20 protein-coding genes and 1 pseudogene are annotated in these 23,694 nt (G+C 65.2%); 7 read left to right on the top strand and 14 right to left on the bottom strand.

The window, feature by feature from the left end; translation table 11 throughout:
- The first annotated feature begins 859 nt into the window (after positions 1 to 859).
- From QMC81_00715 to adhE, 6 genes and pseudogenes are all read left to right on the top strand, one after another.
- Positions 860 to 1,294, top strand: coding sequence for a hydrogenase iron-sulfur subunit (locus tag QMC81_00715; GenBank protein MDI6905993.1), 435 nt, complete (start codon positions 860 to 862; stop codon positions 1,292 to 1,294).
- Positions 1,291 to 2,280, top strand: coding sequence for a 4Fe-4S dicluster domain-containing protein (locus QMC81_00710; protein ID MDI6905992.1), 990 nt, complete (start codon positions 1,291 to 1,293; stop codon positions 2,278 to 2,280). The genes QMC81_00715 and QMC81_00710 overlap by 4 nt, the downstream gene beginning before the upstream one ends.
- 6 nt (positions 2,281 to 2,286) lie before the next feature.
- On the top strand, positions 2,287 to 4,314 hold the full coding sequence (gene fdhF, locus QMC81_00705) for a formate dehydrogenase subunit alpha (GenBank protein ID MDI6905991.1): 2,028 nt from the start codon (positions 2,287 to 2,289) through the stop codon (positions 4,312 to 4,314).
- 28 nt (positions 4,315 to 4,342) lie between these two features.
- Positions 4,343 to 5,242, top strand: a complete 900-nt coding sequence (locus QMC81_00700; GenBank protein ID MDI6905990.1) for a formate/nitrite transporter family protein — start codon at positions 4,343 to 4,345, stop codon at positions 5,240 to 5,242.
- A gap of 36 nt (positions 5,243 to 5,278) precedes the next feature.
- On the top strand, positions 5,279 to 5,839 hold the full coding sequence (locus QMC81_00695; protein MDI6905989.1) for a hypothetical protein: 561 nt from the start codon (positions 5,279 to 5,281) through the stop codon (positions 5,837 to 5,839).
- Between the two features lie 691 nt (positions 5,840 to 6,530).
- Positions 6,531 to 9,206: pseudogene (adhE, locus tag QMC81_00690) on the top strand (bifunctional acetaldehyde-CoA/alcohol dehydrogenase).
- On the opposite strand, the gene era reads toward adhE, so the two are convergent.
- The 13 genes from era to cooS form a co-directional block, all read right to left on the bottom strand.
- Positions 9,196 to 10,116 carry a GTPase Era gene (era, locus tag QMC81_00685; GenBank protein MDI6905988.1) on the bottom strand — a complete coding sequence of 307 codons (921 nt, stop codon included), beginning with the start codon at positions 10,114 to 10,116 and terminating at the stop codon, positions 9,196 to 9,198. The pseudogene adhE and the gene era overlap by 11 nt on opposite strands.
- 59 nt (positions 10,117 to 10,175) lie before the next feature.
- Positions 10,176 to 10,565, bottom strand: coding sequence for a cytidine deaminase (gene cdd, locus QMC81_00680; GenBank protein ID MDI6905987.1), 390 nt, complete (start codon positions 10,563 to 10,565; stop codon positions 10,176 to 10,178).
- The gene (gene ybeY / locus QMC81_00675) at positions 10,562 to 11,038 is read right to left on the bottom strand and encodes an rRNA maturation RNase YbeY (protein ID MDI6905986.1); all 477 of its coding nucleotides are present in this window, start codon (positions 11,036 to 11,038) and stop codon (positions 10,562 to 10,564) included. The genes cdd and ybeY overlap by 4 nt, the downstream gene beginning before the upstream one ends.
- The gene (locus QMC81_00670) at positions 11,019 to 13,172 is read right to left on the bottom strand and encodes an HDIG domain-containing protein (protein ID MDI6905985.1); all 2,154 of its coding nucleotides are present in this window, start codon (positions 13,170 to 13,172) and stop codon (positions 11,019 to 11,021) included. Before QMC81_00670 ends, ybeY begins: the two co-directional genes overlap by 20 nt.
- Before the next feature lie 9 nt (positions 13,173 to 13,181).
- The gene (locus QMC81_00665) at positions 13,182 to 14,153 is read right to left on the bottom strand and encodes a PhoH family protein (protein ID MDI6905984.1); all 972 of its coding nucleotides are present in this window, start codon (positions 14,151 to 14,153) and stop codon (positions 13,182 to 13,184) included.
- 27 nt (positions 14,154 to 14,180) lie between these two features.
- The gene (gene yqfD, locus QMC81_00660) at positions 14,181 to 15,407 is read right to left on the bottom strand and encodes a sporulation protein YqfD (protein MDI6905983.1); all 1,227 of its coding nucleotides are present in this window, start codon (positions 15,405 to 15,407) and stop codon (positions 14,181 to 14,183) included.
- A gap of 35 nt (positions 15,408 to 15,442) precedes the next feature.
- On the bottom strand, positions 15,443 to 15,724 hold the full coding sequence (gene yqfC / locus QMC81_00655; GenBank protein MDI6905982.1) for a sporulation protein YqfC: 282 nt from the start codon (positions 15,722 to 15,724) through the stop codon (positions 15,443 to 15,445).
- Positions 15,725 to 15,832: 108 nt separating this feature from the next.
- Positions 15,833 to 16,009, bottom strand: coding sequence for a 30S ribosomal protein S21 (gene rpsU / locus QMC81_00650; GenBank protein MDI6905981.1), 177 nt, complete (start codon positions 16,007 to 16,009; stop codon positions 15,833 to 15,835).
- 89 nt (positions 16,010 to 16,098) lie between these two features.
- The gene (locus tag QMC81_00645) at positions 16,099 to 16,443 is read right to left on the bottom strand and encodes a histidine triad nucleotide-binding protein (GenBank protein ID MDI6905980.1); all 345 of its coding nucleotides are present in this window, start codon (positions 16,441 to 16,443) and stop codon (positions 16,099 to 16,101) included.
- A 130-nt stretch (positions 16,444 to 16,573) separates the two neighbouring features.
- Entirely contained in the window at positions 16,574 to 17,917 is a 1,344-nt protein-coding gene (gene mtaB, locus QMC81_00640; protein ID MDI6905979.1) for a tRNA (N(6)-L-threonylcarbamoyladenosine(37)-C(2))-methylthiotransferase MtaB, read from the bottom strand.
- A gap of 81 nt (positions 17,918 to 17,998) precedes the next feature.
- Positions 17,999 to 18,748: a 16S rRNA (uracil(1498)-N(3))-methyltransferase gene (locus QMC81_00635; GenBank protein MDI6905978.1), complete on the bottom strand. Its 750-nt coding sequence runs from the start codon at positions 18,746 to 18,748 to the stop codon at positions 17,999 to 18,001.
- 2 nt (positions 18,749 to 18,750) lie between these two features.
- Positions 18,751 to 19,611, bottom strand: coding sequence for a 50S ribosomal protein L11 methyltransferase (gene prmA, locus QMC81_00630; protein MDI6905977.1), 861 nt, complete (start codon positions 19,609 to 19,611; stop codon positions 18,751 to 18,753).
- Between the two features lie 84 nt (positions 19,612 to 19,695).
- A complete protein-coding gene (cooS, locus tag QMC81_00625; protein MDI6905976.1) occupies positions 19,696 to 21,552 on the bottom strand; it encodes an anaerobic carbon-monoxide dehydrogenase catalytic subunit in 1,857 nt (618 codons plus the stop codon).
- Between the two features lie 160 nt (positions 21,553 to 21,712).
- On the opposite strand from cooS, the gene QMC81_00620 reads away from it, so the two are divergent.
- Positions 21,713 to 22,483 (top strand): carbon monoxide dehydrogenase, encoded by a 771-nt coding sequence (locus QMC81_00620; GenBank protein MDI6905975.1) that lies wholly within the window; start codon positions 21,713 to 21,715, stop codon positions 22,481 to 22,483.
- Here QMC81_00620 and dnaJ read toward each other — a convergent pair.
- Positions 22,473 to 23,609: a molecular chaperone DnaJ gene (gene dnaJ, locus QMC81_00615; GenBank protein ID MDI6905974.1), complete on the bottom strand. Its 1,137-nt coding sequence runs from the start codon at positions 23,607 to 23,609 to the stop codon at positions 22,473 to 22,475. The two genes, QMC81_00620 and dnaJ, sit on opposite strands and share 11 nt — an antisense overlap.
- Positions 23,610 to 23,694: the final 85 nt, after the last annotated feature.

Here is a 23,694-nt window from a genome sequence, read left to right as displayed (position 1 = left end):
AAACCAGATCGACGCCGCCAACAGTAGCCCCGCCAAATACCGGACCCCCAAAACCTATTTCCTCCCCTGCTCTTGGTTAAAGTAGTAAGTGATGGTATTATATGGTTTTCCACGCTCCCCTTCCCCCTTCCTTCCGGAAAGGTGTCTTCTTCTGTCGGGGATGGAAAAGCATAACGATTCTTTATACTAAATTTGGTTCTGAAAGCAGGGAATCCACCCTAGGTATCGAACTATCCTGGACAAAGCGATGCCGTAGAATTTGCTTGTGCTTGGAAGGTACAAGGAGCTATTTGACACTATTTGCACAAGCACCATAACGGCACAGGCATAACAAGGGTCGTTCCTCTCCGCGACACACCGGATTTCGAGGGGCGGTAGAAAAAAGAAGTACGTCCTCTCCCGGTCGTGTTTCGGCACACCTCTTCCTTTCGGGGCCCTGCCCCATATCGCGGCGTCTTGAACACCGGTCATCCCTCTCCCCTGCTCACGGCATACGGGGAGGGTTGACGGAGTCGTCGGCGGTATGGGTCACAAAAAGAAAGCCCTCCTTGCACCGCCTGCGTTTCTCCGCGTTTGACTTCCGTTTCATTTCATCTGTCACGGCGTAGACACGTGAATCCCGCTGTCACTGTCGAAGGGGGAAGCAATCGAATGCTGCCTGACGCCGTGCATCCTGCGCTCTTTTCCCCTCAACCGAATCGCGTTCTCACTTCCGGTACGGCGCCGGGGGCGGGCCCCTGCACGCCCCCCTGGCGCATTTTCAAACCACCCGGGGGCCGTCGGAGGGAGGTGAGGAAAGCACCGTAGTAAGAAACGGGCCTGGATTACCGGTGGAATACGCTAAGGAGGGTTGCAGGTAATGGCACAAGACGGGTTCGAACCCCAGATCCTCGGTTTCCTGTGTAACTGGTGCAGTTATGCCGGGGCCGACTTGGCCGGGGTATCCCGGCTTCAATACCCGCCGAACGTAAAGATCATCCGGCTGATGTGCTCCGGCCGGGTGGACCCCATCTTCATCCTGAAGGCCCTGGTGGACGGCGCCGACGGGGTCCTCGTCAGCGGGTGACACCCCGGAGAATGCCACTATGTCAGTGGCAACATGTTCGCCCGGCGGCGCTACAACATGCTCCGCGCTCTGCTCGACGCCGTGGGGATGGACCCCGAGCGGGTGCGCCTGACCTTCATCTCGGCGTCGGAGGGCGCGCAGTTCGCCCAGACGATCAAAGAGTTCGTGGAAGAGATCCGGGCCATGGGGCCCAACCCACTGAAGATGAGAGAAGTGAGAGAAGCGTGAAGCAATACCGCAGATCAATCGATGAACGCGAGGCCGCCCTGCCCGGGGGAGGCGTGATCCAGGCCCTCGCCCGGGGTATCCTGGAGGCGGGCGTTGCCGAGGGGGTTTTCGGTTACTCCGGGGGATACGGTGACGACGATGCACGCCCCGTCTTTCTCACCGAAGTCAAAGGCACAGTCGGTTTAACCGTTTCCGGAGGAGCACCCTACAGTCTGGCCCGGCTTGTCCGGGACTACCTCCGGGACCGCCGCGTGGCGATATTCGGCCGTACCTGCGACATCCGGGCCGTTGCGGAACTCGTGAAGAGGAACAGCCTCGACCCGGACCGTGTAATCACCGTCGGCATTAACTGTGACACGGTCCCCGGCGGCAGCGCACGGTCCAGTTGCCGCCGCTGCGAATACCCGCGGGCCGTAATGGCCGACCTGGAGATCTCGGTCGGCGGCCGGGCCTGCGCGGTGGAGGTCCATAGCGAACGGGGCGAGGCGGTCCTGCAGGCGGCCGGCCTGGCCGAGGCGCCCCCCTTCGCCCTGCACGGCGGCTGGGAGGAGACGGCCGCCGCCGCCCGGGCCGGCGACTTTGCCATCCAGGAGGCCGGCCGGGAGGAACGCCTCGCCTACTGGTTTTCCCAGTTTGACAAGTGCATCAAGTGCTACGGCTGCCGCAACGCCTGTCCCCTCTGCTACTGCAAGGACTGCTACCTGGACGCCGGGCGCGGCCTGGTTCCGGGCGGGCAGCTTGCTCCGGCGCGCCTCTTCCACCTCACGCGGCTGGCGCACGTGGCGGACTCCTGCCTCAATTGCGGGCAGTGCGAGGCCGCCTGCCCGATGGAGATCCCGCTCACCAGGCTGTACCACATGCTCCACAAAGAACTCTCCGCGATCTTCGGCTACCGGCCGGGTATCGACCCCACCCCGCCGCCGCTCATCATCTTCGACGAGAGCGAAAAAACCAGGGCGGAGAGCGCCTTTACACCGGGGAGGTGAAACCCTGTGCAACTTGTACCGACCATCTGCCCCTATTGCGGCGTGGGCTGCGGCATGTACCTGGTCGTTAACGGCGGCCGTGTCGTGGGCACCGAACCCTGGGTCCGTCACCCGATCAGCGAGGGAAAGCTCTGCATCAAGGGCTGGCGCGCCCACGAGTTCATCAACCACCCGGACCGGCTCAAGAGCCCGCTGGTGCGCCGTGACGGCGCTTTGACGCCGGTATCCTGGGACGAGGCCCTGGATTACGCCGCCGGGCGGCTCACCGCCATCGCTGGCGAGCACGGCCCGGACGCCGTGGGTTTTCTTGCCTCGGCCAAGTGCACCAACGAGGAAAACTATCTGCTCCAAAAGCTGGCCCGGGTCTTCGGCAGCCCCCATATCGACCATTGCGCCCGCCTGTGACACAGCTCCACCGTCGCCGGTCTGGCGGCAACCTTCGGCAGCGGCGCAATGACCAACTCCATCCGGGACATCGAAGAAGCGGGCTGCGTCTTCATCGTCGGGTCAAATACCACGGAGAACCACCCGCTCATCGCCCGCCGCGTGATGCGGGCGCGGGAACAGGGGGCGAAGCTCATCGTCGCCGATCCCCGGCGGATTCAGCTCGCGGGCTTCGCCGACATCATGATGCGGCAGCGGCCGGGCACCGACGTGGCCCTTCTGAACGGCATGATGCACGTCATCATTAAAGAAGGGCTGCACGACGAGGCCTTCATCGCCTCCCGCACGGAAGGATTCGAGGACCTGAAGCGGGAGGTCGAGCAATACCCGCCGGAAAGGGCGGCCGGGATCACCGGCGTGCCGGCTGCGGACATCATCGCCGCGGCGCGCCTTTATGCCACCGCCCCCGCCTCCGCGATCCTCTACTGCATGGGCATTACCCAGCACACCACCGGGGTGGACAACGTCATCTCCTGCGCTAACCTGGCAATGCTCACCGGCAACATCGGGCGCCCCGGCACCGGGGTAAACCCCCTGCGCGGCCAGAACAACGTCCAGGGCGCGTGCGACGTCGGGGCCCTGGCCAACGTCCTGCCCGGTTACCAGCCGGTGGTCGACGACGGCAAGCGGGGCAACGTCGAGAAGGTCTGGGGAAGCCTGGTCCCCGGCCGCGTCGGCCTGACCGTGGTGGGGATGATCGACGCCGCCGGCGAGGGCCGGCTTAAGGGGCTGTACGTCATGGGCGAGAACCCGCTGGTCTCCGACCCGGACGTCAACCACGCCCGCGAGGCGCTGGGGCGCCTGGACCTGCTCATCGTCCAGGACATCTTCCTCTCGGAAACGGCCGCCATGGCCGATGTCGTCTTCCCGGCGGCCTGCTGGGCCGAGAAGGACGGCACGGTAACCAACACCGAGCGGCGCGTCCAGCTCCTGCGCCGGGCCGTCCCGCCGCCCGGGGAAGCGAAGGCGGACTGGGAGATTGTCTGTCTCCTGGCCCGCCGGCTCGGCCTGGACGGCTTCGACTTCGGGGATCCGGAGGCCGTCTTCGGCGAGATCCGGCGGGTGACGCCGCAGTACGCGGGTATGTCCTACGCCCGCCTTGGCGTCGACGGATTGCAGTGGCCTTGCCCGGCGGAGGACCACCCGGGGACGCCCATCCTGCATAGCAAGACCTTTACACGAGGGGAGGGGAGAATGCAGGCGGTGGGCTACAAGCCCCCGGCCGAAGAACCGGACGAGGAGTACCCGTTCGTCCTGACCACCGGGCGGGTCGCCTTCCACTACCACACCGGCACCATGACCAGGCGCTCGGCCACCCTGGCACGCGAGGTGCCGGAGGCCTTTGTGGAGGTCAACCCGGTCGACGCCCGGCACCTGGGCATCAGCGACGGCCGGCGGGTACGGGTCTCCTCGCGACGGGGATCGATCGAGGTCAGGGCCATGGTCACGCCGCGGGTGCCGGAAAGGACGCTGTTCATTCCGTTCCACTTCGCCGAGACGGCGGCCAACGTGCTGACCAACCCGGCCCTGGACCCGGTGGCCAAGATCCCGGAGTACAAGGTCTGCGCGGCTAAGATTCAGGTGTCTTAAAACACAAACCATAAGGGGGGTAAACCAGGTGAACTTCAACCCACCAGCCAAGATGACCCTGATGGCCGGCAACGCCGGCAAGTACAAGGCCGAACTGCCCATCTTCCAACTCCTGCTGCGCGGCTTCATGGCCGGCGCCTACATCGCCATCGGCGCTGCCCTCTGCACCGTCTGCTCCACCGCCGTCGCCAATTATCTCGGCCCCGGCGTCGGCAAGCTCATCGGGGGCGCAGTCTTCCCGGTCGGCCTCATTGCGATCGTCCTTACCGGCATGGAGCTGTTCACCGGTGACGCGATGCTCGCGCCGATGGCGGCCATGATGGGCAAGACCACCTGGGGCAAGGTCTTCAACAACTGGCTCTGGGTTTACATCGGCAACCTTCTGGGCTCCCTCTTCTACGCCTACATGATGGTCATCGGCCCCTTCACCCAGGGCAATCTGGGCGCAGCCGAACCCAACGCCTTCGGCATGAACGCCATCGCCATCGCGGTGGCCAAGACATTGACCTATAAGTCGGCCGGGTCCGTCGGCCTGTGGTCTGTCTTCTGGGCGGCCATCGGCTGTAACTTCCTCGTTAACATCGCCATTCTCCTCGGCATTACGGCCAACGACGTGATCGGTAAGTTCTTCGGCATCTGGTTCCCGATCATGGCCTTCGTCGCCACCGGCTTCGAGCACTGCGTGGCCAATATGTACTTTCTGCCCAGCGGCCTCTGGCTGACCAAATACTTCCCCGGCGTGGTCGACAAGATGGTGGACGGCAAGCCCTGGAACCCGCTCCTGCACGCCAACGGGGGCCTGTCATGGGGTGACGTGTGGCTCTGGAACCTGATCCCCGCCACCCTGGGCAATATCGTCGGGGGCTTCCTGCTGATCGGCGTGGTCTACTTCCTCGCCTTCCGGAAAGAGCTTCCGGCCGAAAGCTAGGAGCGGCCTTCCGGCCATATAAAGGGGGAGTCTTAGGTGAGAATGTCCCTGCCCGGGTACGCGGCCTTCGGGATCGCCGCCCTGATGGTCACCCTGGCCTTTATCCAGAGCCGTGACCTCCGGCTCTTCCTGACCATGCTCCCGATGCTGGCCGCCCTGCTGGTGATTCCGCTCCTTTTGACGCGGATGAACCAGAAGGCGATGGCGAACGTCGATTGCACCGGCGCCAGGCTTTGCCGCCTGGACCGGGTCGGGCGCGACGGGAGCGGGAAGCCGGTTCGGGTACGCGGAACGGTGGAACGGGTTTCTTTCGCCTGGATGAACCGGCCTCACATCACCATCAGCGAGGGCGGCGCCAGTGTCAAGGTGATCATGTTCACCGCCCCGCCGGAGAAAATAATGGTGGGGGACTACGTGGAGGCCGTGGGCGCGGTGCGAAATTTCGGCCTTACCAGAGAAAAAAAAATCTGGGGCGTGAGGGTCATGGCGATCCCCCGACGCACCCAGCATAACAAGGGTCATGTAAATCATAACACGGAGAAGAAACCAGAACCACAACCTTCTGAAGCGCACTCACGCAACCGGGCGGGGGCTTGAATCTTCCATTCCCTGTTCCAGTCCCAAAACCATAGGGCCGGGCGGGCGGCAATCAGGTGCCGCCCCCCGGCCCCCTTTTTGGGGTCCGTTCATCTCTCGGGCCCCTGACCGGTCCAGGAACGCCCGACAACATACAGTACAAGCCAAGCACCGAAGGCGATAAGGGCCATTTCCCCGTATACCAGGAGAACCTCCGCCAGTGAGGGCGATTCGGCCATAAATACCACCTCGCCCTTACGCTGTCCTTAAGCGGGCCCCGCCATCCCCCCCCCCAAAAAAAAAGGGGCCCCGATCGAGAGGGAGCGAGGCCATATCACGGCGTACCTTATTTTCGGTTGGATGGTCTCATTGTAACACTTTCGTAATAACTTGGCAAGGAGCTTGCAATAACTTTTTAATAATTCTGTAAGATGCCCATAAGGTTTGAAGATCAAAACAAAGGCTGGCATAAGAAAAGGCCTCGGTCCACGGGAGAGAGGGATGTCCGAGGCACACGGCAATCCTGATCTTGGTTTTTGATTACGCTCAGCATAGCATGAACGAAACATTTTGGCAATACTTTAGAAATCTTCTTGCAATATTTTTTTTGTAATTTAGAAAGTTCACCGGCGCCCCGCCGTCATCCGGCAATGCGCCTCCCGCCTTCCGGGTATACTAGGGCTGTCCTGAAAAGCATTCGTCACGGGAGGAGGTAACGAGTATCGTCAACGAGAGCTTCCCCGCCGTCGACCGCTTGGTGGAAAGGGCGGCGCGGGCCGGCGCGGGCTATCTGGAACTCGACCAGGAGGCCGTGGACCGGATCGTAAAGGCCGCCGCCCTGGCGGGCCTCGAGCAGCACATGGAACTCTCCCGCCTGGCCGTCGAAGAGACCGGCCGGGGCGTTTACGAGGACAAGGTCATCAAGAACATTTTCGCCACTGAATATATCTACCACGATATCAAGGACCTGCGGACGGTGGGGACGGTCCGGGAGGACGACACCGCCGGGTACGTGGAGATCGCCGAGCCGGCGGGGGTCATCGCCGCCTTTACCCCGGTCACCAACCCCACCTCCACGGTCCTCTTCAAGTCCCTCATCGTCCTCAAAACCCGCAACCCGGTCATCTTCAGTTTCCACCCCTCGGCGCAACGCTGCAGCGCCGCCGCGGCCCGGGCGGTACGGGAGGCGGCGGTGGCCGCCGGCGCCCCGCCGGACTGCATCCAGTGGATCGAGGAGCCGTCGGTGGAGACCGCGCGCTACCTGATGCGTCACCCCGGAGTTTCCCTCATCCTGGCCACCGGGGGCAGTGCTATGGTCGAGGCCGCGTACAGCGCCGGGCGCCCCGCGCTCGGCGTGGGGCCGGGAAACGTCCCCTGCTACATTGAGCGGACCGCCGACCTGCGCCGGGCGGTGACCGACCTCATCCTCAGCAAGACCTTCGACCATGGCATGATCTGCGCCTCCGAGCAGGCCCTGATCGTCGACCGGGAGGTGGCCGATCGGGTGCGCCGGCTGCTCCAGGAGTACGGCTGCGTCTTCCTGGACGCCGAGCGGACACGGCGGCTGGAGCGGCTGGCGACCCGGGACGGGGCCACCTCCCTGAACCCCGACATCGTCGGCCGTGACGCTTCCACCATCGCCGGCATGGCGGGGTTCGCCGTGCCCTCCGGGACGAAGATCCTCATCGCCGAGCAGGAGGGGGTCGGGCCGGACTACCCCCTTTCGCGGGAAAAGCTCTCCCCGATCCTGGCTTTCTACACCGTCGCCAGCCCGGAGGAGGGGCTGGACCTCGCCGAAGCCGTCGTCCATTTCGGCGGTCTGGGCCACTCGGCCGTCATCCATAGCGAGAACGAGGACGTCATCCAGGCCTTCGCCCGCCGTCTGCGGGCGGGGCGGGTCATCGTCAACGCCCCGGCCACGCACGGTGCGATCGGCGACCTGTACAACACTCTCACCCCGTCCTTGACTCTCGGCTGCGGCTATCCCGGCCACAACGCCACCACCGCCAACGTCAGCGCGGTGAACCTGTTGAACATCAAGCGCGTCGCCCGCCGCCGGGTGAACATGCAGTGGTTCAAGGTCCCGCCCAGGATCTACTTCGAGCCCGGAGCGCTGCAGTATCTGGCCAAGATGCCGGACCTCCGCCGGGCGGTAATCGTCACCGATCCCACCCTGCGCCGCCTGGGCTACGTCGAGCGGGTGACGCACCACCTGGAGCGGCGGCCCGCGCCCGTCGACATCGAGGTCTTCGACGAGGTGGAACCCAACCCCTCGGTGGCCACCGTCAAGAAGGGCGTGGAGCTCCTCAAGCGGTTTTCGCCCGATACGGTCATCGCCCTCGGCGGCGGGTCGGCCATCGACACCGCCAAAGGGATGTGGCTCTTTTACGAGCACCCGGAGGTCGAGTTCGAGTTCCTGCGCCTAAAGTTCCTCGACATCCGCAAGCGCACCTACAAGTACCCCCGGGCAAAACGCAAAACCCGCCTGGTGGCCGTCCCCACCACCAGCGGCAGCGGTTCGGAGGTCACCGCCTTCTGCGTTCTGACCGACCGCGGCACCGAGATTAAGTACCCCCTCGCCGACTACGAACTAACCCCGGACGTGGCCATCATCGACCCCGAGCTGGCCGCCGGGCAGCCCCCCGGGCTGACCGCCGATACCGGGATCGACGTCCTGACCCACGCCATCGAGGCCTACGTCTCGGTCATGGCCTCGGACTACACCGATGCCCTGGCTCTGAAGGCGATTGAACTCGTCTTCCGCTACCTGCCGCGGGCTTTCGCCGACCCGGCGGACCGCGAAGCGCGGGAGAAGATGCATAACGCCGCGACCATCGCCGGGATGGCCTTCACCAACGCCTTCCTGGGCGTGAACCACGCCCTGGCGCACAAACTCGGAGCGGAGTTCGACCTGTCCCACGGGCGGGCGAACGCCGTGCTGTTGCCCTACGTCATCGCCTACAACGCGGCGGTTCCGTCCAAGTTCACGGCCTGGCCGAAGTACAGGCACTACATCGCCGCCGCCCGTTACCAGGAAATCGCCCGCCACCTGGGCCTGCCGGCGGCCACACCCGCGGAGGGCGCGGCCAGCCTGACCGCCGCCGTACGGCGGCTCCTGCGCGAACTGGGCCTGCCGGAGACCATCGCCGCCTGCGGCATCCCGGAACGGGAATTCCTCGAGCGCCTGCCGCGGATCGCCGAACAGGCCTTCGCCGACCAGACCGTCGTCACCAACCCCCGGATGCCCCTGGTGACGGAACTGGAGGACATCCTGCGCAGGGCCTATTACGGGGAACTGGACCTGCCTCTTCCCGCCGGGGAAGGGGCGGGCCCTGCGTTACACTCGGTCGATATCGAGGCCCAAAGGCCGGAGGATTTCATCCATTAGACTGCCCGTAGCCGAATTCCCTCAGGTACCTTTCGTTCTGGCGCCACTTCGGCCGGACCTTGACCCACAGTTCAAGGAAGACCTTCATTCCCAGTTGCCCTTCGATCTCCTCTCGCGCCGCCTGGCCGATACGCTTTAACATCAGGCCCCCCTGGCCGATCAGGATCGCCTTCTGCGACTCCCGCTCGACGTAGACCGTCACGCGCACCAGGGTCACCCCGTTGGGGCGCTCGGCGATCTCCTCTACCACGACGGCCACGCTGTGGGGAACCTCCTGGGCCGTCAGGTGCAGGACCTTTTCCCTCACCAGTTCCGCCAGGAGTACCCGCTCGGGCTGGTCGGAAACCATGTCCTCGGGGAAATAGGGCGGCCCCTCCGGGAGGTAGCCGACCAGGGTCTCCACCAGGCGTTCCAGGTTATCGCCCTTCAAGGCCGAAACCGGCACGATTTCAGCGAAGGGATACTTCCGCCGCATCTCGTCGATCAGCGGTAGAAGTTTTGGCCTGGCCACCCGGTCCACCTTGTTGATGACCAGGATGACCGGCGTCGTCTTGATGCCCTTCAGCCGGTCGATGACGTCCTCGTCCCCCGGACCGGGCGCTTTGTCGGCCTCTATGACAAAAAGAACGACATCGACGTCGTTGAGGGTTTGCAGGGCGGCCTCGACCATTATTTCTCCCAGGCGGTGCTGCGGCCTGTGGATGCCGGGGGTGTCCACGAAGACGATCTGGGCCTCCGGCCGCGTCAGTACCGCCCGGAGGCGGTGCCGGGTGGTTTGCGGCTTGGGCGACATAATGGCCACCTTCCGGCCGACCAGGCTGTTCACCAGGGTGGACTTGCCGACGTTCGGGCGCCCGATCACGGTCACAAAACCCGACTTGAACGGCCTTTCGTCCTGCACCAACTTCATCACCCCAAAACAAAACTTAAAAAGGGGGCAGGCACTTAACTTAAAAAGGGCTGCCCTCTTTACGTGCTTCTCAGGCGGAAAGCCTCGGGCAAAAGCTCCGCCAGCCTCGTCTCCCGGAAATCGCCCCGGGCGTTGGCCATGAGAAGGCGCAGGTCGGGGGCGAACTCGGCCAGCACCTGGCGGCAGGCGCCGCACGGCCGGCAATAGTCGTCGCCGCCGCTGGCCACGGCCAGGGCCGTAAACTCCCGCCGTCCCTCGCTGACGGCCTTGAAGACGGCCACCCGCTCGGCACAGATCGAGAGCCCGTAAGAGGCGTTCTCGATGTTGGCTCCCGTGTAAACCGTGCCGTCGGCCGCCAGCAGGGCGGCGCCGACCTCAAAGCCGGAGTAGGGGGCGTAAGCCCCGGAACGTGCCGCCAGGGCCCGTTCCACCAGTTCCCGGTCCGTCATTCGCCCTGTTCTCCTCGCCGGGGCAGCGCGGCCAGGATCTCGGCCTCCAGCGCCTCCATCCTCGCTGCGTCCTCATCCCGCTGATGGTCGTAGCCCAAAAGGTGCAGCGTCCCGTGGACCGCCAACCGGGCCGCCTCCCGCGGCAGGTCCGTGCCGTATTCTCCGGCCTGGCGTACCGCCGTCGGCAGCGAGATGACGACATCCCCCAGCAGCAGGTAGGGCTCGTCCTCGTCCGCGTCGGGGTCTTCCTCTCCCATCGTGAAGGAGAGCACGTCGGTCGGGGCGTCAACCCCCCGGTATTCGCGGTTCAGTTCCCTGATGTACGCGTCGTCGACCAGGGCGACGCTGACCTCGGCCTCGGCCGTGGGGCGGCCCTCGTGGCGCAGTACGGCCTCCACGGCGGCACGGATCAGGTTCAACAAGGTCTCGTCCACGCTTACTGTCTCCTGCAGGTCACTGATGGCGACGGCCACTCCGCGCCCGCCTCCTTTCCATCTCTTTAGGGTCAGGATACTCGATTCGGGTATGGAAAATACCCGTCAGGACGCGCAGGAAGGCGCCGGCGATGAGATCGAGGTCCCGGAAGTTGAGGTCGCATTCGTCCAGCTGCCCGTCGGCCAGTTTCTCCTTAATCAACTTGCGGACGAGACCCTCCAGCTGGCCGGGGGAAGGCCGTTCCAGGGACCGGACGGCGGCCTCCACGGAGTCGGCCAGCATTACGATGGCCGCTTCCTTGGATTGCGGCTTCGGGCCTTCGTAGCGGAAGTCGTCCTCCTTGACCACGTCCTTGTCATCCTGCTCCAGCGCCTTGTGGTAAAAGTAAGAACACAGGCTGGTCCCGTGGTGTTGCTCAATGATGTCGACAATCCGCTGCGGGAGGCGCTGCTCCCGGGCGTACTCCACCCCGTCCTTGACGTGGGAGGTAAGGATCAGGGTCGACAGCGAAGGTGCGATCTTGTCGTGCGGGTTCTCCGCGCCCACCTGGTTTTCGATGAAGAAAGCCGGCCGGCGAACCTTACCCACGTCGTGGTAGTAGGCCCCGACACGGACCAGAACCGCGTCGCCGTTGACGGCGTCGGCTGCGGCCTCGGCCAGATTGCCGACGATGATACTGTGGTGGTAGGTGCCCGGGGCCTCGACCAGGAGCCGTTTCAGCAGGGGCTGCCCGGGGTTGGCCAGTTCGATCAGCTTCACCGAGGAGGTGATGCCGAAGGTGCTCTCCAGGAAGGGCAGGGCCCCGTTCGCGAGGACCGAGGACAGCAGCCCGTTGGCGGTACCCAGGACAAGGCTTGAGATGACCAGGAGGATCAGGGGCTGGTCCCCGAGCAGTTCGGTGGCACAGATGGCGGCCACCGTCACCGCGCCCACGTAGATCCCCGCCCGCGCCAGGTCGGTGCGCTGGCTGAGCTTGGACACGCTGTACACGCCGGCGATACCGCTCAAGAGGCCCACCAGGGCGAATTTAAGCTCGGCCCCGGTCATTGCGCCGACCAGGCCGGAAAGCGCCGCGACCACGACGATCGCCAGCCGGGAGTCGAGGAGGATGGCGATCAGCATGCCGGCGGCCGCGGTGGGCACGGTGTATCCCATCAGGTCGCCGAACTCGGGCCACTGGCTGACCTTGATGGCCACCAGGACCTTGGCGATGGTCGCCACCGTGGCCACAACGATCCCGATCAGGTACAGATGGTTGACCTGCTTGAAGATCTCCCGGTGCTGGCGGCGGAGATAAAGCAGTATCAGGCCCGTCGTAAGCGCCACCAGGAGGCCGGCGCCGATGATGCTCTTGACCGGGGACGACTGCTTCATCAGCCCGAGCTTCTCCAGCTTGACGGCGTGCTCCGCGGTGACGATCTCGCCCTTGCCGATGATTTTCTCGTCTTTCTTAATGGTGATCAAGACCGGGCGGACCTGCCGCGCCGCCGCCTCCTGCATCTCCCTCGTGCGGGCCGCGTTAAAGAAGGCATTGGGCCGCAGGAAATGGTTTGTCAGGCCCCGGGCCAGGATTTCGTGGGAGCGGGGCATTCCCAACTCGTTAAACCGGGTCGCCAGTTCCTTTTTGGTGTCGGGGAGGTTATCCTGGGTGACGCCCCCGCTGCGCTCCATCACGTGCGCCACGGCGTCGTTGACATCCTTGGCCATCGCCGTAAGGGCCTTCGGATCGCCCTGGGCCAGGGCGGTCAGGACATCGGCCGGAAGTGTGAAAGGTACCGCCTCCCGGACCCCTTCCACCTTGCCGTCCAGGTCCAGCTTGTCGTCGGCCTGAACGGCGGCGACCCGCGTCACCACGGCCGTGATGTCGTTCTGCACCGCTATCTTGACCTGCGGGTCGAAGTCGTACTGCTTCGGCACCCGCTGGCGCGCCTGCTCCTGGGCCTCTCTCGTCTTAATCGGGTCGGTGATGGTCTTCGTAAAGGGGGAGAGAATATCGCGCGGGGCCACCTCCCCCTCGGTGAGGAGGGGCTGGCCGCCGAAGAAATTAACGGTCACCAGGAAGGTCAGGTAAAGGAAAAAGGCGATGAGCGCTCCCACCCGGCGCGCTTTGGGGTTGCGCAGGACCAGGGTAACGCTTTGCCCGGTACGATGCAGAAAGGCGGGAAGACCCACCAAAACCCGTCACTCCTCCGCGGCATCACCCGCCCGTTCGTAAGCGCGGACGATCTCGATCACCAGGGGGTGCCTGATGGTGTCCGCGCCGGTGAAGTAGGCGAAGGCAATGCCTTCGACCCCGGTCAGGATACGCTGGGCGTCCACCAGGCCCGAGGCCTGTCCTTTGGGCAGGTCCACCTGGGTGACATCCCCGGTAACGACCGCCTTCGAGCCGAAACCCAGGCGCGTAAGGAACATCTTCATCTGCTCCGGCGTCGTGTTCTGGGCCTCGTCCAGGATGATGAAGGCGTCCTCCAGCGTCCGGCCCCGCATGTAGGCCAGGGGCGCGATTTCAATAATATGGCGGTCGAGGTACCGCTGCGTGTTTTCTAATCCCAGTATATCATAGAGGGCATCGTAAAGGGGGCGGAGGTAGGGGTCCACCTTCTCCTGGAGATCCCCCGGCAAAAAGCCCAGCTTCTCGCCGGCCTCGACCGCGGGACGGGTCAAGATCAGGCGGTTGATCTCCTTGTTGCGCAGGGCGCGGACCGCCATCACCACGGCCAGGTAGGTTTTGCCCGTGCCCGCCGGGCCGATGGCAAAAACGATATCCTTTTCGCGGATGGCCTGGACATACCGCATCTGCCCCAGGGTCTTCGGCCTGATTTTCTTGCCGCGGGGGGTGGTGATGATCACTTCCCGCGCCAGATCCCCGAGCCCCTCCCGGCCTTCGCGGACGCTGTGGATGACGTACCGGACGTCCTGAACGGTAAGGTTCCGGCGTTCCCGGTAGAAGGTGGTCAACTGTTCCAGGATCTCCTGCGCCTCGGCGACGCGGGGCGACGGGCCCATCAGGACCACTTCCCCGCCGCGCTGGACGATCCTGGTCCCCGTTTCGTCCTCCAGCAGGGAAAGATACTCGTCGTATTGGCCGAAGATCGCCGCCGCGGCCTGCGGGTCGTCAATCGCAAAACGCTTCTCTACCTGCTGTTCCGCCAAATCCGCCTTTCAACCTCCTCCAGGGTGTTAAGGTTCCACCAGCCTTTCCCGCCCGATATCCTCCAGCACTTCCATCGTCAGCCGGACCCGTACCAGACTCTCCTGCTTACCGGGGTTGATGATTTCCATCCGGCGGTCCAGGACCTTGACCTCGGTGCCGGCGAGGGCGGCGTCCAGTGTCTCCCGGGCTTCCCGGCGGGCCAGCCGGAGCGCCTCGGTGTAGGGGCGCGTCCGCCGGTAAGGCTTGATTTCACGGTACGTCCTACTGTAGAGTTCGACGGGCAGGGAGAAACTCCTCCAGGACGGAGCGCGGTAGGCGGCCACCGTCTGCTCGTAGTCCTTATACGGTGCGCGCCCGGGGCCCGAGATATGCATGACCCGTCCGCCCACCTTGACCTCCCAGGCCCGGGCCTGCCGTCCCGTCAGGCTTGTTCCCTCGTCCACCAGGGGGGCCTCGCCGTACTCCTCGTACCAGACGCGGGCCCGCACAATCCCCCGCGCCCGCACGCGGCGGGGCTCGCCGGGCAGGATCTCCCCTTCGGCGCTGATACCCTCGGGGGGCCAGATCTCACCCGAAATCAAAAGCTGCCCCGGGACGACGGTTTCACCCTCCTTGACGACGGCCTCCCCGCTCAGGACGAGCACCTCTTTGACCAGCCCGGCCTTGGCGGCGACGATATTCGAATGTATACCGGCGGGGTCGGGCGAGGGCAGTTTCTTCTCGGCCACCTCGATGACCGCCTGCGTACCGCGGAGGCGGACCCCGACCCAGGCCAGGGCCGGCAACTGCTCCCTGATCCGCGCCTCTACCCGGGAGGCCTCGACGCCCCACTTCGGCACACCCGGGTGGAGGCCGGCCTGCCGTGCGGCCCGGATGATCTGGGCCTCACTCACCGTCCGGTTGCCCTTGACGTCGATAAACCAGACAAAAGACGCCATCGTGTAAAGGCCCACCAGGAACAAAGCCAGGCCCATGGCCAGGGTTTTGCGACGCCAGAGCCGGGCGAGGACGAAGGGGAAGCCCACACGCTCGCTGATCTCAAAGCGGCTGCCCGTGCGCCTGGCAATGTGACGCAGAGGACACACGCCGCCGATCCTGGTCCGGATCATGATCCGTTCTTCATCAAGGCGCCGGATGTCCCAGAAAGAGATGCCCCTGCTCGTGGCCATATTGATGAAACGCTCCAGGGTCCGGCCTTTGACGATCAGGGTCACGTGACCGTAGAGCCAGGCCAGGATGCGCAGAATGGACAACGCTCACCCCTCCCTCTTCCCGGGGCTCGTGTTCTTTAATGAAAGTCCAGTCCCTCGATCCGCCCTTCAACGCAGATCTCGTCCGGAAGGATATTGCGGATCACCAGTTCCCGCCCCCGCACACTGACCTCGCCGTAAGAGACCGTGACCCGCACCCGCTCCCCGGTATATTCCACGATCCCCCGGTGATTCTCGATGAAGACCTGCACGTTGCCTACGAGGACGATCTTCGGCAGGTCAAGAGCCACCTCGCCCGGGATCTCCAGCATGTCGGCCAGGGTATGACGGAGCTTCTTACGCATGTCCCTCCAGGCCATAAACAACCCTCCCCATAGAATCTATGCGGGGAGGGCGCAGCTAAGTATCGCGGCGCACAAAACAAAGCCCGGTATTACTACCGGGCTCCGCCACCAGGGTTATTCTTCCTATGGACGCCGACGCCTGCGTGCAGCCTCCGACTTCTTCTTGCGGCGTACGCTTGGCTTCTCGTAGTGTTCATGCTTCCTGGCTTCGGCAAAGACACCCGCCCGCTGGCAGGTCCGCTTAAAGCGGCGCAAAGCGGCGTCCAGGCTTTCATTCTTCCCAACCTTGACTTCCGCCACCTTGTTATCCCTCCCTCCACCAGGCACGGCCCTTAATCAGTCACAGACGGTGTGAGTATAGCACCCCGCCAGGCAAAAGTCAATCAGGTTTAGCCGGGGGGCCAGCCCAGTTCCCGTCCGCCGAGCAGATGGTAGTGGATGTGGAACACAACCTGCCCCGCCCCTTCGAGGCAGTTGGCCACCAGGCGAAAGCCGCTTTCGCCGAGCCCGAGTTCGCGGGCCACCCGCGGCGCGGCCGCCTGTATCCGGCCGAGTATGACCTCGTCGCCGGGCTCCAGGTCAAAGAAGGTGGAGAGGTGTTTCTTCGGGATCAGCAGTACATGCACGGGGGCCTGGGGATTGATATCCTTAAACGCGAACACATGTTCGTCTTCGTAAACGACCGTAGCCGGGATCTCCCCCCGTACGATCCTGCAGAAGATACAGTCAGACATTCCAGCGTCTCCCTTTCCCTCTGTCGCCATAATTTATTAGACATATACCGGCCCAAATCCTGCCTCACCATAAATTATTCCCTCTCATCAAGACTGTGAGCAACCCATCCGGCTCCGCAGAACACCTTTTTTATTGATCCGTATCGGTATCCTTGCCTCCAGATGCTTCAGCCTGAGACTCGACCGCCCCGGTTAAGCTCCCTTCTTCCGTCCGCAGCAGCCTTACCTTTTGCAGGCGGCCGATCATCCCTTCGTTCCCCGGGAAGGAGACCCGCAGGTAGTTGCCTGTAAGTCCCGCGGCGCGCCCGCCGCGCACCTCCTCTACCAGTACCTCGACCGTCCGCCCGACGTACCGCGAGGCGAAGGCCTGCCGCAGGTCCCCATCCAGGGCGAGCAGGGCGTCGGAACGCTTCTCCTTCACCGCCGCCGGAACCTGCGCGGGAAAAGCGGCGGCCGGCGTCCCCCGCCGGGGGGAATACTTGAAGACGTGAAGCCCGGAGAAAGCCGTCCGGCGGACGAAGGCCAGGCTGCGAGCGAACTGCTCCTCGGTCTCCCCGGGGAAACCGACCATGACGTCGGTGGTCACGGCCAGGTCGCGGATGCGGCTGCGGGCATGCTCGACGAGCAGGGCGTATTCCCGGGTGGTGTAACGGCGGCCCATCCGGCGCAGGACCTCGTCGTCGCCGCTCTGCAGGGGGATGTGCAGGTGTGGACAGATGACCGCCGACGAGGCCATGAGGCCGACCAGGGCGGGGGTGATTTCCAGGGGTTCTATGGAACTGAGACGCAGGCGCAGAAGGCCCGGCACTTCGGCCACCCGGGACACCAGGTCCGCCAGGGGAGGGGTCCCCGCCAGGTCCCGGCCCCAGGCCCCGAGGTGCGTGCCGGTGAGGACGATCTCGACGTACCCGTGGGCCACCAGGCGCGCCGCCTCCTCCAGGACCCGCTCCGGCGGCCTGGAACGCAGAGGCCCGCGGGCGTGAGGGACGATGCAGTAAGTGCAGAAGTCACGGCATCCCTCCTGCACCTTGATGTAGGCCCGCGCCCGGCCCGCCGTACGGCTGATGGGCAGCTCCTCGAAGACGCAGGCCGCGTCAAACTCCGCCACGGCCCGCTGCGGCCCGTCCCTTCTTCCGAGCCGCTCGTCCACCAGCTCCCCCAGGTGCTCCCGTCCCCGGGTGCCGACCACCAGGTCGGCACCGACGGCCTCGACCTCATCCGGGGCGACCTGCGCGTAGCACCCGGTGGCCACGATAAAGGCCGCGGGATTGGCACGGCGGGCGCGGCGGATAAGCTGGCGGGACTTCTTGTCCCCGATGTGCGTCACGGTGCAGGTGTTGACGACGTACACGTCGGCGGGGCCGCCGAAGGGCACAATGTCGTAACCCCGGCGCGCGAACTGCTCGGCCAGGCCTTCCGTCTCGTACTGGTTGACCTTGCAACCAAGGGTGGCGAAGGCCACGGTTTTCGCCAAAACATACACTCCTCAAAGTTTTAAGTAAGGGGTCAGGCACTTTACTTAAAACTCAAGCATCTGGGAAACGGGTCCGGCCCCTTAAATCCTTCCCAGGTCACCCCAGGCGTAGAGCACCAGGGCAGCCGCCACCAGTCCCGCCGTCTCGGTGCGCAGGATGCGCGGCCCCAGCGACACCGGCCGCGCGCCGGCGGCCGTGCAGGCTTCCACCTCGTCCCCGGTGAACCCGCCCTCCGGCCCGACAAATACAAACACGTCCTTTGTACAAGGAACACTGTCCAGTATATCCTTCAGCCCGGTCGCCCGCTCCCCTTCCCACAGCAAGAAGGCCGTTACACCGGGACGGAGGAGGGACAAGGCGTCACCAAGCGCCTGCGGCGGCTCAACCACAGGCACCGCGCCCCGGCCGCATTGCTCGGCGGCTTCGACGGCAATCTTCTGCCACCGTTCCCGGCGCCGGCGCCCTCGCTCGTCATCGAGGCGGATAACCGTGCGGGCGCAGTCGGCGGGGATGATGCGCGCCACCCCGATCTCCACCGCCTTCTGGATGATGAGGTCCATCTTCTCGCCCCGCGCCAGTCCCTGTACCAGGGCCAGGCGCACCGGCGGCTCGGGGGCTGCCGCCCGCGCCCCGGTGACCCGCGCCCGGACGCCCTCTTTGTCCGCGGCCAGGATGCGCGCGCGCCAGGCCCGCCCCTCGCCGTCCAGGGCATCGATCTCCGCTCCCGGCCGCAGCCGCAGGACACGGGCCAGGTGCGCCGCCTCGGCCCCGGTGACAAGAACCTCATCGCCTTCCAGCCGGCACTCGGGGGAAAGGAAGATCCGCGGCACCCTCATCCCTGCTTCTCCCCCACCAGGGTCACCCACTCGCCGACCGCCCGCCGCGCGACAACGGCCAGGCCGGCGCGGCTGAAGGCGGCGATCACGCCGTCCGCCTTAGCGGCCGTGATCCCTCCGGCGATGAAGCGGCCTTCGGCCGAGAGCCTTTCCGCCGCCCGCGGGGCCAGAGGCCCGATCACTTCGGCCACGATGTTGGCGACGATGAGGTCGGCGGGTCCCGGCAGGCCGTTGAGGAGATCGCCCTCCCGTACATGCACTTGGCCGGCCGCCCCGTTCCGCTCAACGTTTTCCCGCGCCACGCGGACAGCAATCGGGTCCTCGTCCACCGCCCGGATCTCGCCGGCGCCCAGTTTCGCGGCGGCGATGGCCAGGATCCCCGAGCCCGTCCCCACGTCGTAGACCACCGCGCCCAGGGTGAGGTACCGCTCCAGCATCTCCAGGCAGGTGGCCGTCGTGGGATGGGTGCCGCAACCGAAGGCCAGGCCGGGGTCCATTTCAATCACCAGGTCCCCGGGACGTACCGGGTACGTCTCCCAGGTGGGCTTTATCACCAACCGTTTCCCCACCCTGAAGGTGTGGTAACCGGCCCGCCAGGCGGTGGCCCAGTCCTCGTCGGCCAGGGTGCCCACGGCCAGGGCGTCGGGGCCCAGCAGCCCGGTCACCGCCCGGCGCAGCGTTTCGAGCTTGGGCCGCGAGGCTTCTTCGTCCGGCAGGTAGCCCTTGACGGTTACCACCCCGTGGGATGCTGAAGCGGAGTCGTCCCAGACCACCCCGCTCCCGGTATCGAAGAAGAAGCTGCTCACCGCCTCAGCGTACGCCTCGGGCGAGCGGACCGTAATCTCCAACCAGCGCATTCTACACTCTCTTTCCGCCAAGAAGTCTCATCTACAACACTTCTATGATACCACAAAATGGGCGCTGTCTTCCCTTCCGCCCGGTTACAGCCCCAGGGCCGCCCGCTTCGCCGCTATGTGCGCCAGGGCGAGGCCGGCGGCCTTCTCGGGATCCTCCTCCACCGCGAAGGCCGCGCCCACGACGTCCTTCGCGCCCACGGTCAGCAGTTTGGTCACGTTCTCGCTGCCCAGCACGGGCGGAACGGTCCCGAGGATGGTGTGGATACCCGAAGCGACGGCGTAGGTGCCGATGGATACGGCCTTCTCGGACATCCATTCGGGTGCGGCGGCCACCACCGGCAGGTCGCTGATGTCCACGTCGAGGGCCTCGGCCAGGACGGCCGCCAGGCGGAGAATGCGGCTGATGTCAACGCAGGAACCCATGTGGAGAACGGGCGGCAAACCAAGAACCTCGCAGACCTTGCGCAGTCCCGGGCCCGCCTCGGTGATCGCGTCGCGCCGCAGGAGACCATCCTTGGCACAGGCGATCGCGGCGCACCCGGTCGTGACCACCAGCACGTCCTCGGCTATCAGGCGCCGCGCCAGGGTGAGGTGGCCGTAGTCGTGCCTGGTCTTCGGGTTGTTGCAGCCGACGACGGCGGCTATGCCCTTGATGCGCCCGGACTTGACCGCCTCGATAAGCGGCTCCGGGGAGCCGCCAAGCACCGTCAGGATGGCCTCCACCGAAAACCCGCCGATGTACTCGACGGCCTCGGAGGGGATGTTGACCCCCGCGGGCTGCCGGTTCGGGAAGTTCTCAACGGCCATGCGGACGATCCCCCTGGCGGCATCCATGGCGTTACGCTCATCGAACTCCAGGTGTTCGGCGCCCGGGAACTTCGCCTTCGGGGAGGTGGAGATAAGCTTCGTGTGGCGGCACCGCGCCACCTGCGACAGGCCGGGCATAATGCACTGGACGTCGACGACCATGGCCTCGACGGCGCCGGTGACGATGGCCAGTTCCTGCTGCAGGAAGTTGCCGGCGATGGGGATGCCGTAGCGCATCAGGATCTCGTTGCCGGTGCAGCACATTCCGCAGACGTTGATGCCCGTCGCGCCCAGGCTCCGGGCGAGGTCCAACAGCTCGGGGTCGCGGGCGGCGCCGACCACGACGTCGGAGAGCGTGGGCTCGTGCCCGTGCAGTACGATGTTCACCTGGTCCACGCGCAGGACGCCCAGGTTGCTCCGCCCCCTGACGGGGCGCGGCGTCCCGAACAGGATATCCGACAGTTCGGTGGCGATGGTCGAGCCGCCCCAGCCGTCACTGAGGGCGGTGCGCATCCCCTGGAGGAGGAGGCTCACGTAATCGTTGTCCACGCCCATGGTGACGCGGTGCATGCTCTCGACGATCTCCCTGTCGATCCCCCGCGGGGTTATGCCCAGCCGTGCCCAGAGTTCCCGGCGCCTTTTAGGGGCGCGCCTCACGAACGCCAGGCGGCCCTTGACGCACCCGTACTCATCCAGAAGGAGGCTGGAAACGTCCAGCGCGATGTCTGCCGCGGCGCGGTCCTCCACCGGTACGCCGAGTTCGGCGGCCAACGCCTTCAGCTTGGCGACGTCCTTAATCGGGTAGCCCTGGACCTCGCCCCGGGCGGCCCGGTACAAGGTCAGGGCGATATCGCGGCCGTGGTCGGAGTGGGCGGCCGCGCCGCCGGCGATGGTCCGCAAGAGGTTACGGGCGACGATCGTATCCCGGGTGGCGCCGCAGACACCCTCCTGGCTTCTCCCGGAGTGGTGGATGTGACACGGCCCCATATTGCAGTTACGACAGCAAACCCCCAGCCTCCCGAATTCGCACTGGGGTTCCTGCCCCTTCAGCCGGTCCCAGACCAGCTCGATATTTTCCGCCGACGCCTTCTCAACCATGGCCTGCGTGGCCACATCAACGCTCCTATCGCTCACGGGTAATCCCCCTTTCCTCTTGTTTGTTCCCATATTCACAATCCTATGGTAAGAGAATGATAGCTAAATGACGTATTTATTTCAAGGTTTTTACTGAAATCCATTGACAGTTGATAGTATCACAGTGGTTTGATAGGAAAAGGATGTGTAAAGCTTAAGAATGGAGTGGGTTACGGTGAAGATTGCGGTGGGCGGCAAAGGCGGGGTCGGCAAGACAAGCGTCGCGGCGGGACTGGTCAGGCTCCTGGCGGAACAAGGCCCGGTCTGGGCCGTGGACGCCGATCCCGACGCCTGCCTGGCCTGCGCTCTGGGGGTGCCGCAAAGGGAGGCGTCGACCCTGAAACCGTTCTCGGAGATGCGGTCCGTTATCAGGGAGCGCCTCGGCGGCGAGGGCGGTTATACCATCCTGAACCCGCGGGTGGACGACCTGTTGGAAAAACACGCCCTGGTGCGCGGGAACATACGGATGATCCGCATGGGGGCGCTGAAGAAGGGCGGGGCGGGCTGCTACTGCCGGGAAAACGCGTTCCTGAACGCGCTCATTTCCTCGGTCCTGTTAGACAAGGAGGAAATGGCCGTCATCGACCTCGCCGCCGGTATCGAGCAACTGTCGCGGGGATCGGCCAGAGGCGTGGACCGCCTGGTGGTGGTCTGCGACCCGACGAGGGCCGCGGTGTCCACGGCCCGGAACATTACCGCCATGGCCCGGGACCTCGGCATCGAAGAGGTCGGCTGGGTGGCGAACCGCGTCCGCGGTGGGGCCGAGAGGGACTTCATCGCCCGCTCGGCCGCGGGCATTCCCGTGTGGGGTTACCTGGGATGGCACGAGGAGTTCCTGGGCGAAACCGGCCGGGAGGACTGCATAACGGAAATGCCCCACGCCTTCCTCTCCGGACTCCGGGAAGTCGTGGGGCGCCTCATCAGACGCTGAAGGCGTCCTTCACCTTTTCGAAAAAGCTCTTTTCGCCCGGCGGCTGGGTCTTTTCCCCGCCCAGGCGGCCGAACTCGCGCAGGAGTTCCCGCTGTCTCTCGGTCAGCTTGGTCGGAGTGACCACCCGCACGCGCACGTGCTGGTCGCCCCGGCCGTGCCCGTTGAGGATGGCGATGCCCTTGCCGCGCAGGCGGAAAACCGTCCCCGTCTGCGTGCCCTCCGGGATCTTGAAGCGGGTCGTCCCCTCCAGCGTGGGCACCTCGACCTCGTCCCCCAGGGCGGCCTGGACGAAGCTGATCGGCAAGTCACAGGTTACATTATACCCGTCGCGGCTAAAGACCTTGTCCGGGAGGACGGTGATGTACACGTAAAGGTCCCCGGGCGGGCCCCCCCGGACCCCGCCTTCGCCCTCGCCGGCCAGCCGCAGGCGGGAGTCGTCGTCCACCCCGGCCGGGACCCGGACCTTGATCTTGCGCGTTTGGCGCACCTGCCCGGCGCCGCGGCAACGATGGCAGGGGTTGTCAATGACCCGCCCCGTGCCGTGGCAGACCTCACAGGGCCGCGTCTGGACAAACTGACCGAAGGCCGTCTGCTGCACGAAGCTCACCTGGCCGCGCCCGTGGCACTGCGGGCAGGTCCGGGGGTTGGTGCCCGGCGCCGCCCCCGAGCCGTGGCACTCGGGGCAGGACTCGGTGCGGGGGATCTCGATTTCTTTCTCCACCCCGAAGGCCGCCTCCCGGAAGGTGAGTTCCAGGTCCAGGCGCAGGTCCCGGCCGCGCTGCGGACCGGTGCGCGCCCGCCCGGCGCCGCCGAAGAACATGTCAAATATGTCGCCCAGTCCGAAGTCCCCGAAGCCGAAGTCCCGGGGGTCGAAGTTGGAGAAGTCGAAGCCCTGGCCCTGCGGCCCGGCGTGGCCGAAGCGGTCATACTGGGACCTCCGCTCGGAGTCACTCAGGACGGCGTAGGCCTCGGCGACCTCCTTGAACTTCGCCTCAGCCTGCGGGTCGTCCTTGTTGACGTCCGGGTGGAGCTGGCGCGCCAGCCGGCGGTAGGCCTTCTTTATCTCCTCGGGCGAGGCGTCGCGGGAGACGCCCAGCACCTCGTAGTAGTCGCGTTTCGCGCTCAAGACATATCACCCACATGACAAACATAGGGCACGGGCCGACGCGGAGGTCGGCCCCTACTATTCTACAACAGGCATATGGCTTTTG

It is taken from the genome of Thermoanaerobacterales bacterium (assembly GCA_030019475.1).
In the GTDB taxonomy this organism is placed as follows: Bacteria; Bacillota; Desulfotomaculia; order Desulfotomaculales; family JASEER01; genus JASEER01.
Note: the sequence above shows the minus strand (reverse complement) of the source record. Positions and strands in the feature narration are given on the sequence as shown.

Bases quoted from the DNA above. Each gene is read 5' to 3' on its own strand.
- QMC81_00620 (MDI6905975.1), top strand. From the start codon at position 21,713: ATGGAGTGGGTTACGGTGAAGATTGCGGTGGGCGGCAAAGGCGGGGTC.
- yqfC (MDI6905982.1), bottom strand. From the start codon at position 15,724: ATGGCCTGGAGGGACATGCGTAAGAAGCTCCGTCATACCCTGGCCGAC.
- era (MDI6905988.1), bottom strand. From the start codon at position 10,116: ATGAAGTTGGTGCAGGACGAAAGGCCGTTCAAGTCGGGTTTTGTGACC.
- QMC81_00645 (MDI6905980.1), bottom strand. From the start codon at position 16,443: ATGTCTGACTGTATCTTCTGCAGGATCGTACGGGGGGAGATCCCGGCT.
- prmA (MDI6905977.1), bottom strand. From the start codon at position 19,611: ATGCGCTGGTTGGAGATTACGGTCCGCTCGCCCGAGGCGTACGCTGAG.
- cdd (MDI6905987.1), bottom strand. From the start codon at position 10,565: ATGACGGACCGGGAACTGGTGGAACGGGCCCTGGCGGCACGTTCCGGG.